Annotated in this window: 15 protein-coding genes; 5 read left to right on the forward strand and 10 right to left on the reverse strand. The window is 69.7% G+C overall.

Features of this window, described 5'->3' with window-relative positions:
• Positions 1-138: 138 nt before the first annotated feature.
• On the reverse strand, positions 139-423 hold the full coding sequence (locus tag ACFSDF_RS17690) for an antitoxin (protein WP_167003360.1): 285 nt from the start codon (positions 421-423) through the stop codon (positions 139-141).
• Positions 424-488: 65 nt separating this feature from the next.
• On the opposite strand from ACFSDF_RS17690, the gene miaA reads away from it, so the two are divergent.
• Positions 489-1,403 carry a tRNA (adenosine(37)-N6)-dimethylallyltransferase MiaA gene (gene miaA, locus ACFSDF_RS17695; protein ID WP_182397092.1) on the forward strand — a complete coding sequence of 305 codons (915 nt, stop codon included), beginning with the start codon at positions 489-491 and terminating at the stop codon, positions 1,401-1,403.
• On the opposite strand, the gene ACFSDF_RS17700 is transcribed toward miaA, so the two are convergent.
• From ACFSDF_RS17700 to ACFSDF_RS17710, 3 genes are read right to left on the reverse strand one after another with little or no spacing between them, the layout of a single operon-like run.
• Positions 1,400-1,855 (reverse strand): SRPBCC family protein, encoded by a 456-nt coding sequence (locus ACFSDF_RS17700; protein WP_377158519.1) that lies wholly within the window; start codon positions 1,853-1,855, stop codon positions 1,400-1,402. The genes miaA and ACFSDF_RS17700 overlap by 4 nt on opposite strands.
• Complete coding sequence (locus ACFSDF_RS17705) at positions 1,852-2,493, reverse strand: TetR family transcriptional regulator (protein WP_167003357.1); 642 nt, start codon at positions 2,491-2,493, stop codon at positions 1,852-1,854. The genes ACFSDF_RS17700 and ACFSDF_RS17705 overlap by 4 nt, the downstream gene beginning before the upstream one ends.
• Before the next feature lie 23 nt (positions 2,494-2,516).
• Entirely contained in the window at positions 2,517-3,092 is a 576-nt protein-coding gene (locus ACFSDF_RS17710) for a TetR/AcrR family transcriptional regulator (RefSeq protein ID WP_167250537.1), read from the reverse strand.
• Between the two features lie 205 nt (positions 3,093-3,297).
• Here ACFSDF_RS17710 and dapF point away from each other — a divergent pair, with 205 nt between their 5' ends.
• Both dapF and hflX read left to right on the forward strand, forming a co-directional pair.
• Positions 3,298-4,122 carry a diaminopimelate epimerase gene (gene dapF, locus ACFSDF_RS17715; RefSeq protein WP_377158522.1) on the forward strand — a complete coding sequence of 275 codons (825 nt, stop codon included), beginning with the start codon at positions 3,298-3,300 and terminating at the stop codon, positions 4,120-4,122.
• Positions 4,123-4,153: 31 nt separating this feature from the next.
• On the forward strand, positions 4,154-5,560 hold the full coding sequence (gene hflX, locus ACFSDF_RS17720) for a GTPase HflX (protein ID WP_377158524.1): 1,407 nt from the start codon (positions 4,154-4,156) through the stop codon (positions 5,558-5,560).
• 86 nt (positions 5,561-5,646) lie between these two features.
• On the opposite strand, the gene ACFSDF_RS17725 is transcribed toward hflX, so the two are convergent.
• From ACFSDF_RS17725 to ACFSDF_RS17745, 5 genes are read right to left on the reverse strand one after another with little or no spacing between them, the layout of a single operon-like run.
• On the reverse strand, positions 5,647-6,972 hold the full coding sequence (locus tag ACFSDF_RS17725; RefSeq protein WP_167003348.1) for an ABC transporter substrate-binding protein: 1,326 nt from the start codon (positions 6,970-6,972) through the stop codon (positions 5,647-5,649).
• Positions 6,973-6,977: 5 nt separating this feature from the next.
• Positions 6,978-8,066, reverse strand: coding sequence for a branched-chain amino acid ABC transporter permease (locus ACFSDF_RS17730; RefSeq protein ID WP_377158526.1), 1,089 nt, complete (start codon positions 8,064-8,066; stop codon positions 6,978-6,980).
• Positions 8,066-8,956 (reverse strand): branched-chain amino acid ABC transporter permease, encoded by an 891-nt coding sequence (locus ACFSDF_RS17735; protein WP_243842958.1) that lies wholly within the window; start codon positions 8,954-8,956, stop codon positions 8,066-8,068. Before ACFSDF_RS17735 ends, ACFSDF_RS17730 begins: the two co-directional genes overlap by 1 nt.
• 10 nt (positions 8,957-8,966) lie before the next feature.
• Positions 8,967-9,686 carry an ABC transporter ATP-binding protein gene (locus ACFSDF_RS17740; protein ID WP_377158529.1) on the reverse strand — a complete coding sequence of 240 codons (720 nt, stop codon included), beginning with the start codon at positions 9,684-9,686 and terminating at the stop codon, positions 8,967-8,969.
• 2 nt (positions 9,687-9,688) lie between these two features.
• Complete coding sequence (locus ACFSDF_RS17745) at positions 9,689-10,555, reverse strand: ABC transporter ATP-binding protein (RefSeq protein ID WP_377158531.1); 867 nt, start codon at positions 10,553-10,555, stop codon at positions 9,689-9,691.
• Between the two features lie 346 nt (positions 10,556-10,901).
• Between ACFSDF_RS17745 and ACFSDF_RS17750 the strand changes: the two genes are divergently transcribed.
• Positions 10,902-12,809 carry an ATP-dependent DNA helicase gene (locus ACFSDF_RS17750; protein WP_377159074.1) on the forward strand — a complete coding sequence of 636 codons (1,908 nt, stop codon included), beginning with the start codon at positions 10,902-10,904 and terminating at the stop codon, positions 12,807-12,809.
• Positions 12,810-12,923: 114 nt separating this feature from the next.
• Here the strand turns inward: ACFSDF_RS17750 and lexA are convergent, their stop codons facing one another.
• Positions 12,924-13,637, reverse strand: coding sequence for a transcriptional repressor LexA (gene lexA, locus ACFSDF_RS17755; protein ID WP_167003342.1), 714 nt, complete (start codon positions 13,635-13,637; stop codon positions 12,924-12,926).
• 129 nt (positions 13,638-13,766) lie between these two features.
• On the opposite strand from lexA, the gene ACFSDF_RS17760 reads away from it, so the two are divergent.
• Positions 13,767-14,330: a LysM peptidoglycan-binding domain-containing protein gene (locus ACFSDF_RS17760; RefSeq protein ID WP_377158533.1), complete on the forward strand. Its 564-nt coding sequence runs from the start codon at positions 13,767-13,769 to the stop codon at positions 14,328-14,330.
• The last annotated feature ends 8 nt before the right edge of the window (positions 14,331-14,338 follow it).

Raw genomic sequence — 14,338 nt, forward strand, 5'->3', positions numbered from 1 at the left:
CGCCGATCGCCACGGACGTGCGATGCAGCTGCGTGCGGGTGAGCGACGCGCGGGGCTGTACTGCGCCGATGCTGGCTCGCGTGTCGAAGCCGAGCCGCACCGTCACCAGGCGCTGACCGCGAGCGGACCGACGCCTCGTCAGGTGCCGGTGGGCGAGGGTGGGGTCGTCCCCGTCCCTGGTCCGTCGCCCGGGTCCTTGTCGAGCTTGTGGATCTGCTCCTTCGCGACGGCGTGGGCCTTGTCGATCTTGTCGTCGTACTTGCCCTTGCTCAGTTCCTTGGCCTTGTCGCGCACCGTCACGAGCGCGTCGTCAATCTTGTCGCCGTTCTCGGTGACGAGCGTGCTCGCGCGCTCCTTCATCTCACGGGCCAGGTCCTCGCTGGAGTCCTTGAACTTCTCGAAGGCCTCGTCGAACTTGCTCATGCCGATCTCTTCCTGCCGTGGCCGGATGCGGTGTGATGTGTGTGTTCGAATCTACGTCAGTCAGAATGGTCGCCGTGAGCCCTCCCGTCGTCGCAGTGGTCGGTCCGACCGCCGCCGGCAAGTCCGACCTCGCCGTCGCACTCGCGCAACGTGTCAGGGGCGAGGTGGTGAACGTCGACGCCTACCAGATCTACCGCGGCATGGACGTCGGTACGGCCAAGCTGGCGGAGGCCGAGCGGGGTGGGGTCCCGCACCACCTCCTCGACATCCTGGACGTCACCGAGCCGGCGACGGTCGCTGAGTTCCAACGGTGGGCGCGTGCCGCGTTGGAAGAGGTACGGGGGCGGGGTGTTACTCCGGTGCTCGTCGGCGGCTCCGCGCTGTATGTCCGCGCCGTGCTGGACGCGTTCGAGTTTCCCGGCACAGACCCGGCCGTACGGGCGCGGCTCGAGGCCGAGCTGCGCGAGCAGGGTCCTGAGGAGATGCACCGGCGGCTCGCCGCGCTCGACCCCGACGCCGCGACCAGCATCCTCGTTTCCAACGGTCGCCGGATCGTACGTGCGCTGGAGGTCGTCGAGATCACCGGTCGTCCGTTCGCCGCAACGCTGCCGGCCCACACCGCGTACTACGACGACGTGCGACTCCTCGGCATCGACGTCCCACGCGACGTGCTCGACGAGCGGATCGCCCGGCGCGTGGACCTGATGTGGGAAGCCGGTCTCGTCGACGAGGTGCGCAGGCTCGTGGCCGAGGGGTTGGCCGGCGGGCGCACCGCGAGCCGCGCGCTCGGCTACTCCCAGGTGCTCGCCTTTCTCGACGGCACGATGACCGAGGACGAGGCCCGCGAGGCGACCGTGCGGGGGACGCGGAAGTTCGCGAGGCGGCAGGACTCGTGGTTCCGCAAGGACCCGCGGATCGTCTGGCTGCCGTACGACGCGCCGGACCTCGTTGACCAGGCGCTCGCGGTAGTGGGGGGCTAACGGGCCTCGCGCGCGAGACGGCGACGCAGACGGCCCAGCGCGTGTGCGTACGACAGGCGCAGCAGTGGTGTCGCGACTCGCCAGAGCAGCGGCGCGAACGGACCACCGGGGACGTGGACCACCTCAGACCATCCGAAGTCGGTGCCCGTGCCCGTCGCGTCGGGGCTGCAGACGAATGTCCCGGTGCCGGACACGACCCGCCCGAGGTGCTCGACGTCGCAGCGGTGTGGTGGGTCCCACGAGGTCACGCGCATCGGGTCGTCGAAGCCGAACGGCCCGAGCCCCGTGCGGGCGACAATCAGGTCGCCGTCGGTACGGACCCGGGTTGCGGGGATCCACTCGCTCTGGCGCTCCCATGCCGTCACGTACTCCCACACCGCCTGGACGGGTGCGTCCACGTGCAGCGTCCCCGCGAGGTGACCCGTGCCGTCGGAGCGTACGGTCACGGTCATGTCGGTGGCTCCGACCGCCATCCGGCATACCCCAGGACGATCAGTCGCATCTGACGGCGCGCCTCGGTCTCGATCTGCTCGAGCACCTCGGGCCGGTCCGGCGACTCGATGATCTGCTCCGCCGTCGACACCATGATGTTGACGAACAGCTGTGACGCCGTCCGCACGTCCGCGTCGTTCCACGTGTCGAGGTGCGGGAACGTCCGCAGGTCGATGGCCAGCTCGCTCACGTACAGGCGCAGCTCGTCACGGATGCGGTGGCGGACCGCCGGTACCCCGCCGAACCGCTCGCGGGCGACGAACGCGAAGTGCGACCGGTGCAGTTGGACCTGCTCGACGATGATCGATGCCGAGGCGGTGATCACGTCGGCGTACGTCTGGGGGTCCTGGCGTGCAAGGCGCATCATGCCGCGCAGGGTGTCGAACGACTGGTCCACGAGGGCCAGGCCGAGCTCCTCCATAGTGGCGAAGTGTCGGTAGAACGCGGTCGGGACGACGCCAGCACGCCGCGCGACCTGTCGCAGGCTGACCCCGGCGAATCCGTGCTCGTCGGTGAGCTCGAGCGCGGCGTCGAGGAGAGCCTGCCGGGTGCGCTCCTTCTGCTCGTGACGCGTGACGGCGTCGTCGGAGTCGTGCACCGGGGCACCTTATCGCGACGACGTCACGCGACGATGAGACTTCGCACGACGTCCTTGAGCACGTGGACCGCATCGTCGTCCCACACCGCCTCATCGGTCAGCAAGAGCGCACGCAGACCGCTGATGACGGCGATCAGCAGCGTCGCCTGGTGCTTCACGTCGCGCTCCGTTCGGCGCCCGCCCTCTCGCTCGATCGCGTTCAGCGTCTTCTCCACGTCGACGCGCAGCCACATGCTCCGCTCCACGAGCAGGTCCTCCATCTCCACCCAAGCCTGAGGCCCGTACGCCTCGGCGTGCGTCAAGAACCACCCGATGATCGCGTCTCGCTCGGTCGACACCGGCGGGAGGATCTGGCGAAGCACCGCGAGGAGTTTGGCATCGGCCGCGACGAGCGAGGGGTCGACGTCAGCCAGACCGAAATCGACAGGGTTGAGCCGACGGCCGACCGCCGAGAACAGCTCGGCCTGGGTAGCGAAGTAGTGGCGGAGCGTTCCGACGGCGATCTCGGCGCGCGCCGCGACAGCGCGGACAGTGAGCGCTTTCCAGCCACCCTCGGCGACCATCTGGCTGGCGATGTCGACGATCTCGGCACGATTCATCGTGGCGTCACGTCCTCTGGGGTCGGCGGGAGAGGAGCAGGGTCCGTCCAAAAGTCACGTACGGCGTACGCGTACAGCGTGCGCCTGTTTTGGTCAGACCCTTCCGTCATCCCCAGCGCGCGCCGGCGGCGGCGTCGGTCCACAGGGATGCGTGTGCAGGGACAGCGTTCCGCGGGGCCAGAGGCGGAGCACCTAGACTTGCGGGGTGAGGACCTTCGCGTGGCTCAAGGGCCACGGCACCGAGAACGACTTCGTGATCCTGCCCGACCCGGACGGGACGGTGCATGGTGCGCTCGACGCGTCGTTCGTGGCCGCGCTGTGCGACCGGCGCCGGGGGATCGGTGCTGACGGTGTGCTGCGTGCCGTGCGCGCGACGGATGCCGACGCAGAGTGGTTCATGGATTACCGCAACGCGGACGGGTCGATCGCGGAGATGTGCGGCAACGGGGTGCGGGTGTTCGCCCGTTACCTCGCCGACGCTGGACTGGTCGATCCGTCCCGCCCGGTGCCGGTGGCCACCCGTGACGGCATCAAGGTCGTGACGTACGCGCCCGACGGGACGATCGCTGCCGACATGGGCACGCCTCGTCTGCTGGGCGAGTCGAAGGTCGTGGCCGAGGGGGTCGCTCGGACAGCGCGGCACGTCGATGTCGGCAACCCGCACGCGGTCGCGTTCGTCGGCGAGCTCGATGAGGCAGGGACGCTGCTGGCCGAGCCCGAATATGACGCCTCTGTCTATCCCGAGGGTGTCAACATCGAGTTCGTCGCCCGACGCGGCCCGCGGCACGTGGCGATGCGGGTGCACGAGCGCGGAGCGGGGGAGACCCGCTCCTGCGGCACGGGTGCGGTCGCTGCCGCCCTGGCGAGCGCCTCGGCCGACGGCGCCGATCCCGTACGGGATGGAGAGGTGACGTACCGGGTGGACGTGCCCGGTGGCACGCTACGCGTGACCTGGCGGGCTGACGGGCACGCTGTTCTTGCCGGTCCGGCACTCATAATCGCTCGCGGCGATCTGACGTGGCTGGGATGATCGACCGCACTGCCGACGTTGCAAGGAACAGATGACTGCACACGAACGTACCGAGACAGACCACGCCGAGACCCACGACGGCGACCAGTTCGACCTTGCCGACCGCAACTCGTTGCGCCGGATCGCCGGGCTGTCGACCGAGCTCGAGGACATCAGCGAGGTCGAATACAGGCAGCTGCGCCTCGAGCGCGTCGTCCTGGTCGGGGTGTGGACCGACGGTTCCGCGACCGACGCCGAGAACTCGCTCGCCGAGCTCAAGCTCCTGGCCGAGACCGCCGGGTCCGAGGTCCTGGACGGACTGGTCCAGCGGCGTCAGCGTCCTGACCCGGCGACCTACATCGGCCGAGGCAAAGTTGACGAGCTCGCCGAGATCGTGCGCGTGACCGGCGCCGACACGGTGATCTGCGATGGCGAGCTCGCCCCGAGCCAGCTGCGCAACCTGGAGGACAAGACCAAGGTCAAGGTGGTCGACCGTACCGCCCTGATCCTCGACATCTTCGCCCAGCACGCAAAGTCGCGTGAGGGGCGCGCCCAGGTCGAGCTGGCGCAGCTGCAGTACATGAAGCAGCGCTTGCGCGGCTGGGGTGGCAACCTCTCGCGCCAGGCCGGTGGACGTGTCGGCGGCGACGGCGGCGGCATCGGCTCGCGTGGTCCTGGTGAGACCAAGATCGAGACCGACCGGCGTCGCATCAACGACCGCATCGCCAAGCTCCGCCGCGAGATGGGCGAGATGCGCAAGACCCGCGACACCAAGCGGGCGAACCGCCAACGCCACCAGGTGCCGGCCGTCGTGATCGCCGGCTACACCAACGCCGGCAAGTCGAGCCTGCTCAACCGCCTGACGCGGGCGGGCGTCCTCGTCGAGGACGCGTTGTTCGCAACGCTCGACCCGACGACGCGTCGTACGGAGACCTCCGACGGCCGCGAGTACACGCTGTCGGACACCGTCGGATTCGTCCGCCACCTCCCTCACCAGCTGGTCGAGGCGTTCCGCTCGACGCTGGAGGAGGTCGCTGACGCCGACCTCGTCCTGCACGTCGTCGACGGGTCGCACCCCGATCCCGAGGGCCAGATCAACGCGGTGCGCGAGGTGTTCGCCGACATCGACGCCCTCGGAGTGCCCGAGATCATCGTCATCAACAAGGCCGACGCCGCCGACCCGCTGGTCCTGTCGCGCCTCCTTGCACGCGAGCCGCACGCCGTCGTGGTGTCGGCCCGCACCGGCGAGGGCATCGACGAGCTGCTCAGCGCGGTCGAGGCCGACCTGCCGACGCCCGCGGCGAAGGTCGACGTCGTGCTGCCGTACGAGCGCGGAGACCTGCTCAACCAGATCCACCTGCACGGCGAGATCGACTCGCTCGAGCACACGCCCGACGGCACCCACGTCGTCGCCCGCGTGCACGACGAGCTCGCCGGCGCACTGGCCCAGTACGCCTGACACGCGACGGGCGCCGACCCACCCGCAGGTGAGTCGGCGCCCGTACGGTCGGGGCTAGTCCTTCCCAGGGCTAGTCCTTCCCAGGGCTAGTCCTTCCCAGGAATGCCGGACGACGGCGGGGTGCTGGCGTCTCCGGTGTACTCCTCGATCGGCGCGTCACCGACGTCGGTCTGGAGGACCGGGGTCTTGTCGGCGGTCGTGCCGTTCGCCTGGATCTCGACGAGCTTCAGGCCGCCGATGCCCGCGTGGCGGTCCTCGGAGTAGCGGAACGGCACGTAGTTCGGGCCACCGAGGTCCGCACCGTCCTGCTCGAAGGTCTCCACGATGGACTCACGGCTGAGGTCGTCGCCCGTGCGCTGCAGCGCATCGACGAGCGTGAACGCCTGTGACATGCCGTACACCTTGTAGTTGGTCAGCGGCGAGCCGTCGCCGTACTCGTCCCAGACCTTCTGCCACAGCTTCGTCCAGTCGCTGTCCGGCTCGGAGGCCTGCGGCATGTAGGTGGTCGTGTAGACACCGGCCAGCGGGCTCGCGCCCTTGATAGCGCCCTGCGAGAACTCCTCGAGGAGCGATCCGACGAGCCCGGAGTCGGAGCCGACGTTGGTGTAGAACCAGGTCGGCTTGAAGTTGAGCTTCATCGACACCAGCTGCGACAGCGCGGTGTAGGACGGGACGTTGAACCCCACGACGACGTCCGCGCCCGACTTCTGCAGCTCGGCGATCTGCGGGCCGACATCGGTGTTGCCGGGGACGTACTTCACCTGGGCGACGATCTGGTCGTCGATGAACTGCTCGAGGCCGCGGGTGCCGTCCTCGCCGAGCTCGTCGTCCTGACCGAAGATGCCGACCTTGGCGTCGGGCATGTTCTCGGCGATGTACTGGCCGATGACCTTGCCCTCGGACTCGTAGTCGGGCTGCCACCCGAACGTCATCGGCAGCTCCTCGGCGTTGTCCCACAGGAGCGATCCGGACGACACCGTCAGGTCGGGAACGCCCTCGGCGTTGAGGAAGTTCGTGACCGCCTGGTGGGTCGGGGTGCCGAGTCCCCCCACGATCGCGAACACCTCGTCCTTGAGGACCAGCTCGTTGACGACCTCGGACGTCTTGGCCGGGTTGTAGCCGTCGTCCTTGGCGATGAACTCGATGTCACGGCCGCTGACGCCGCCGTTGGCGTTGACGAAGTCGTAGTAGGCCTTGTGACCGAGCGGGATCTCGCTGTAGCCGGGCGCTGCGACACCCGTGAGCGGGAAATGACCGCCGATCTTGATCGAGTCCTCGGTGAGGCCGACATCGGTCGAGCCGCCGTCGTCATCACCGCCACCGCACGCGGCGACGACCAGTGCGGAGGCGGCGAGTGCCGCCCCGAGTACGAGTCGGCGACTCCTGCGCGCCGGCTTGGGCTGATGAGCCATGGATCTCATCCCTTCTGGGTGGGTGTTGCGGGGTGGAGACGGCGCAGGCGTGCTCGCCGCCATGCCGTCGAGAGGGTCCCCATCACTCCTCCAGGTGCGAGGAGCATCACGAGGACGAGGACGATGCCGTAGATAAACGGCGACATCTGAGCGGCCTGGGTGTCCGACAGGCCGCCCGGCCCGGTCGACATCGAGGTCACCCACGGCGGCAGGAAGACCAGCACCGCAGCGCCGATGAACGCTCCGGTGATGCTGCCGAGCCCACCGATCACCGCGGCGGTGAGCAGCGAGAGCGAGAGGACGATTGAGAAGGAGCCCGGCGCGGCGAGCCGCGCAACGATCGCCATGACGGCGCCGGCCAGCCCGGCGTACGCGGCGCTGATGACGAACGCCTGCACGCGGGTACGGCCGAGGTTGATGCCGGCGATCTCCGCCGCGACCTCCTGGTCGCGGACCGCGCGCCAGTGGCGCCCGATCTTGGAACGGCGCAGGTTGAGCGCGAAGAAGAGGGCGACGACCAAGCAGAACAGGCCGAGGTAGGCGACGTACTTCGTCGACGTCACGAACTCGCCCGACACCGCGTCGATGAACGACACGAACCACTCCGGCGGCCGTGGCTGGACGACGGTGAGTCCGACCTCCCCGTTGAAGGTGCCCTTGAAGTAGAGCGCGACGCTCGGCAGCGCGACGGCCAGCGCGAGCGTGGCACCGGCGAGGTACGGCCCGTGGAGACGTGCCGCGCCGATGCCGACGACGAACCCGACGAGCGACGTCACGACGACCGCGGCCAGCGCGACGACGGGGAACGGCAGCGGAGTCTCGGTGTCGAGCATCAGCGCCGTCGTGTAGGCGCCGACGGCCATCAGCGCCCCGTGGCCGAGCGAGATCTGACCGTTGAGCCCTGTGAGAGCGGTCAGGCCGATCGCCGCGATGGCGTAGTAGGCGAGCGAGGAGAGCTGGGTGTTGGTGTAGCGGTCGGTGGACTCCAGCAGGAGAACGCCGAGGAGCAGGACGGCGACGCTGATCAGCAGGCTGCGCGTGAGGTTGAGATCGAGCAGGCGCTTTGCGGGCCTCGTGGCGGCATCGGTCGTCATCAGACCCTCCTGGCCTTCGTGCTGGAGAAGAGACCCCCGGGCTTGAGCAGCAGGACGACGATCAAGAGGACGAACGCGGCCATCGTGACGAGTCCGGAGGCCACGTACCCGGAGACGACGGAGTTGACCACGCCGAGCAGGAGGCCACCGACGACGGCGCCGACCGGGCTGTCGAGCCCGCCGATGACCGCGGCGATGAACCCGAACGCGATCAACGTCTCCATGTAGCTCGGATAGATGAAGGTGCCCGTCGCCACGAGGATCCCGGCGACCGACCCGACGAGACCGGCCAGCGCCCACCCGAAGGTGAGCAGGTGCGAGACCTTGATCCCGAGGATGCGTGAGACCTCGCCGTCGAAGGCCGCCGCGCGCATCGTGAGCCCGAGCTGCGTCTTCTGGAACAGCAGCGTGAGTCCGACGACGACGACACCGACCGTGCAGACGACGAAGATGCTGGTCGGCGTGAGCGCGAGGTTGAGGTCGCCGGCCTGGAACCCGGCCATGCCGAAGGGCGACGGGAACGACTGGTAGTCGGACCCGAACAGGATCGCGGCCAGCGCCTGGATCGCCACGTACAGACCGAGGGTAGCGATGACGATGTTGAGCTCCATGCCGCCCTCGAGCGGTCGGATGACGACCCGCTCGAGCAGGGCGCCGATCACGAAGCCGGCGGCGAGCGCGCCCGCGAATGCAGCCCAGTAGGGAAAGTCCTGGTTGAGCAGCGCCAGGGCGATGTACGTGGTGAACATCGCCTGCGAGCCCTGAGCGAAGTTGATGATCCGGGTCGACCGGAAGATCAGCACGAGGGCGAGCGCGAACGCGGCGATCACGATGCCCTGGGTGAGTCCGTTGAGCAGGACGTTGACGAGCTTTTGGATGTCGTCGGTCATGGTCTCCTCCTCAGAACCCGAGGTATGAGTGACGGAGCGCGGCGTCGTTGCGCAGGACCTCGGCGGACTCGGTCACGACGACCTTGCCGAGGTTGAGCACGACACCGGTGTGCGCGATGGACAGGGCGCTGCGGGCGTTCTGCTCGACGAGGAGCACCGTGAGGCCGGAGTCGGCGACCAGGCGGCGGATCAGGTCGAAGATCTGCGCCACGATCCGCGGAGCGAGGCCCAGCGAGGGCTCGTCGAGGAGCAGCAGCGTCGGCCGCGACAGCAGGGCCCGTGCGATGACGAGCATCTGACGCTCGCCGCCGGACAGCGTGTGCGCCTGCGCGCTGCGGCGGTCGCCGAGCACGGGGAACAGCTGATAGGCGTCGTCGAGCGAGCGGACCGGAGCCGGCACGTCGTCCGGACGTTTGGCTGCGCCGCGGGCGCCGAGGCGAAGGTTCTCCTCGACGGTGAGCTCGGCGATGACGCCGCGGCCCTCGGGGACGTGGGCCATCCCGCGGTGCACCATCGACTCGACGGGCGCGCCGGTGATGTCGGTGCCGTCGAGCGTGATCGTCCCCGATGTCGGGCGGACGAGCCCGGACACGGTCCGCAGCAGCGAGGTCTTGCCGGCACCGTTGGCGCCGAGCACCGCCGTGATGCGTCCGGTCTTGACCGTCATGTCGACGGCGTCGAGAGCACGGACCGGCCCGTACGTGGTGGTGAGGTTGGCGATCGTGAGCACGGTCAGCCCTCCTTCGTCACGGCGACAGCCGGTCCGGCATCGAGCGAGGTCGTGTCGATCTCACTGCCGCCCGTCACCTCGGCGCCGAGATAGGCGGCGATGACCAACGGGTCGTCGCGGACCTCCGCAGGCGTGCCGCGCGCGATCACCTGACCGAAGTCGAGGACGGTGATCGTGTCGCAGATACGCATGACGAGATCCATGTGGTGCTCGACGAGGAGCACGGACATGCGGTCCGTGAGGCGGCGTACGAGCTCGCCGAGCTCGTCCATCTCGCCCTCGGACAGGCCAGCGGCGGGCTCGTCGAGCAGGAGGAGGCGCGGCTCGGCCACGAGGGCACGGGCCAGCGCGACCTTCTTCTGGTCGGGGTACGGCAGCATGCCCGGATAGCGCGGCGCGAGGTGCGCGGCTCCCAGGTCGGCCAGCGCCTGCATCGCGCGCTCGCGCAGCGCCTGCTCGTCGCGGCGCCCTCGAGGGAGTCCGAAGGCCGCCGACACGAACCCGCTGCTGGACCGGACGGCAGCACCGGTCATCACGTTCTCGAGCGCGCTCATGCCCGTGAACAGCCCGACGCCCTGCAGCGTACGGGCGATGCCGAGGCCTGCCAGGTCGTGGGCGCGGAGATTCTCCAGGCGTGAGCCTTCCCAGGTGAGCGACCCCTCGTCGGGGCGGACGAAGCCGCAGCAGACGTTGAAGAACGTCGTCTTGCCAGCGCCGTTCGGGCCGATCACTCCGTGGACCTGGCCGGGCTCGACCCGTACGCCGACGTCGTCGAGAGCGACGAGGCCGCCGAAGCGGACGGTCACGCCTTCGGCCACGAACGCGCCGTGCGGCGGCGGGTCGGGAGTGGGCTCGACGGGAGGGGTCATGCGCGTCCTTCCGAGAGGGGGCGGTGTCATCCGGGCAGGGAGGTGTGATCCAGACCACATGACGTCGTGACGCCGAACGCTACCGACCTGAGTGGGGTAAGCAAGCGCTTAGTCCGAGCGGGCCCTCAATCGTTACCGGATGGTGACTCGCCGTCGCGGCGTACGAGCCTGTGAGTCGCCGCCACGGGACGTCCGCGCGGCTCGGTAGGCTGCGTCGGTGACCTCGTCGATCTCGGAACACCCCGCAGCGCCCGACGCCGATCCCGAGCGACGCGCGCAGGTCGGCGCCGTCCTCCATGCAGCCGTCGAGGCCGTGGGTGGCACCGAACGACCGGGGCAGGTCCAGATGGCCGAAGCGGTCGCCGGCGCCTTCGCGCGCGGCGAGCACCTGCTGGTGCAGGCCGGGACGGGCACCGGCAAGTCGCTCGGCTACCTCGTGCCGAGCCTGCTGCACGACCGCCGTGTCGTCGTGGCGACCGCGACCCTCAACCTCCAGCACCAGCTCGTCGAGCGCGACATCCCGGCGCTGCTCGACGGTGCCCGGACCGTTCTCTCACGCACGCCGAAGCACGCGGTCGTCAAGGGCCGCGGCAACTACGCTTGCCTCCACCGCATCCGCGAGGGCGCGCCCGACGAGCAGGGCGTCCTGATCGAGGCGCCGTCGGGCTCGCTCGGTGAGGAGGTCGTGACCCTGCGGGCATGGGCCGAGGAGGAGACCGACCGGAGCGGCGTGGGCGACCGGGACTCGGCGCCCTCGCACACCGAGCGGGCGTGGCGCCAGGTGAGCGTCCACGCGCGGGAGTGCCTCGGCGCCGCCCGCTGCCCGTACGCGCAGGAGTGCTTCGCCGAGCGGGCGCGCGACGACGCCGCCGATGCCGACCTGGTCGTCACCAACCACGCGCTCCTCGCGATCGACGCGATCGACGGAGTTCCGATGCTCCCCGAGTACGACACCGTCGTCGTGGACGAGGCCCACGAGCTGGTCGCCCGAGTCACCCAGGCCTCGACGGCCGAGCTGTCGCCTCCGATGGTCGAGCGGGCCGCGCGCCGCGCCCGGGCCTTCGTCCGCGGGCGGGAGGCCGATGACCTCGAGGACGCGACCGACGCGCTGCGCGACGCTCTCGAGGTGACCCCGCCGGGTCGCATCGCGTCACCGACCGACCAGCTCGCGGACGCGCTGGCCCTCGTACGAGACACCGCGCGCGCGTGCCACTCTGCGATCCCGAAGGAGTCGCAGGAGGGCGAGACCGATGCGGCTCGCCAGCAGGTCAAGGGGCTCGTCGACGAGGTCCGCAAGGTCGCCGAACGCATGGCGGCGGCCTCCGAGGCCGACGTGCTGTGGCTCGCCGAGCGTGAGGGCTCGCGTGGCGGCAACGAGCTGCGTATCGCGCCCGTCGACGTGGCACTGACGTTGCGCGACAAGCTGTTCGGCGAGAACACGGTCGTGCTCACCAGCGCGACGCTCAAGCTGGGTGGCGGCTTCGACTCCGTGGCACGATCGGTCGGGCTGTGGGCGACGGAGCAGGTCGGGGTCGGCCCCGCGGACAAGGCCGAGTCCGACGAACGCGACTTCGCATGGGACGCGGTCGACGTGGGCTCGCCGTTCGACTACGCGAAGCAGGCGATGCTCTACGTCGCGCGCCACCTGCCGCCGCCGGGGCGCGACGGGATGGCCGACGCGACCGCGGACGAGATCGTCGACCTCGTCCGTGCGGCAGGCGGGCGTACGCTCGGGCTCTTCTCGTCACGGCGGGCCGCCGAGGCGGCGACCGAGGTCGTCCGCGAGCGGCTGCCGGAGATCGAGGTGCTGTGCCAAGGAGACGCGCAGCTGCCCGAGCTGGCGCGCCGGTTCACCGAAGACCCGCACACGTGCCTCTTCGGCACGTTGAGCCTGTGGCAGGGCATCGATCTGCCTGGCACGACGTGTCAGCTCGTGATCATCGACCGGATCCCGTTCCCTCGACCCGACGACCCGCTGATGAGCGCGCGCCAGCGCCTCGTCGAACGCCAGGGCGGCAACGGCTTCATGGCGGTGGCCGCGACCCACGCCGCGCTCCTGCTGGCTCAAGGGGCCGGACGGCTCATCCGCCGCTCCGACGACCGCGGCGTCGTCGCGGTGCTCGACTCCCGCCTGGCCAAGGCGCGGTACGGGTCGTTCCTCGCTTCCTCGATGCCGCCGATGTGGCGGACGGTCGATCGCGGGCAGATCTTGGGAGCGCTCAAGCGGCTCGACGCGGCCGCGTCCGCCAACTGACGTACGGGTGCCGGCTCGCCGGCGAGCGCGGGAGGGGGCGTCGCGGGGCGGGTCCGGACACACATGTGGGCGCGAGACCGAGGGGATCTCGCGCCCACCACACGACACGTGGGGTCAGACGCGTCGCATGACCGTGGTGACCTTGCCGAGGATCGTGGCGTCGGTGCCGTCGATCGGGTCGTACGCCGGGTTGTGGGGGAGGAGCCAGATCTCGCCGTCTTTGCGCTGCAGTGTCTTGACGGTCGCCTCGCCGTCGAGGAGGGCAGCGACGATCTCGCCGTTCTCGGCGGTCGGCTGCTGACGGACGACCACGTAGTCGCCGTCGCAGATCGCGGCATCGACCATCGAGTCTCCGCGGACCTCGAGCATGAACAAGGTGCCCTCGCCGACGAGCGTGCGGGGGAGCGGCATGATCTCCTCGACGCGCTCCTCGGCCAGGATCGGCCCACCGGCGGCGATCCGGCCGACCATCGGCACGTACGCTGGCGCGGGGCGCGCGTCGCCGGACGCGGTGTCGTCGAAGCCGAAGTCGAGTGCGTCGCCGATCGAGCGGCGGGCCGCGAGGACGTCGGGAAGGAAGACCTCGATCGCGCGCGGGCGGTTGGGGTCGCGGCGGACGAAGCCGTTGCGCTCGAGGACCTTGAGCTGGTGAGCGACCGAGGAGACGCTCGCGAGACCCACCGCAGCGCCGATCTCGCGCATGCTGGGCGGGTAGCCCTTCTGCTCGATCGACTCGCGGATGATCTCGAGCACGCGGCGCTGGCGGGGAGTCAGCCCGCTCGCGTCCGGTGGGCCGTCGGGGAGCTCGGAAACCTCGGCTTTGGTCATGTACTGACCCTAGTACCGGGCGGCGGTTCGATCAAACATATGTTCGACCGTCGCGTGTCGTACGACACTCGAAAGTTTGTTCGAGCGGGTCCTTCACATCTGTCGGTGCGTGTGGTTAGGTTCGTACACATGTTCGATCGAACGCGTGTTCGGCTCCGGCTACGGATCCACCAGCTGGTCAGCCGTCTCGCCGCCGTCGGGCAGGCCGTACGAGTCCGAGACCAGGAGGACACGATGAGCACCGTCCCCAGCACCTGCGACCGCACCGTGATCACCCTCGACACGCCGCTGACCCGAGCAGTGGCGCGTCACCCCGCAGGCAAGGGGAGGCCGGCGGCGCACACGGCGCCGACGCGACCCACGGCACGTCCGGAGCGTCGTGCCGCCCCGCGTAAGTCGTCGTACCGGCTGACGCGTCGGGGGCGTTTCGTGGTGTTCGTCGCGGCGATGGTCGCCTTCGGCGGGCTCACCGTCGGGTTGGGCACGCAGGTCATCGCGACCTCGGAGGCGGGCGAGCCTGTCCCGAGCCGGGTGGTGACCGTGCAGCCGGGCGAGACCGTCTGGGACCTCGCGGCCGAGGCCAACCCTCGGGGCGACATCCGCGAGACCGTCCAAGACATCGCTGACCTCAACTCGCTCGCGAGCGCGGGCGAGATCGTGGCCGGCGCGACGATCTACGTGCCTCTCTACTGAGAGCGACG

Origin of the sequence: Mumia zhuanghuii, from assembly GCF_042681565.1 — a bacterium.
In the GTDB taxonomy this organism is placed as follows: Bacteria; Actinomycetota; Actinomycetes; order Propionibacteriales; family Nocardioidaceae; genus Mumia.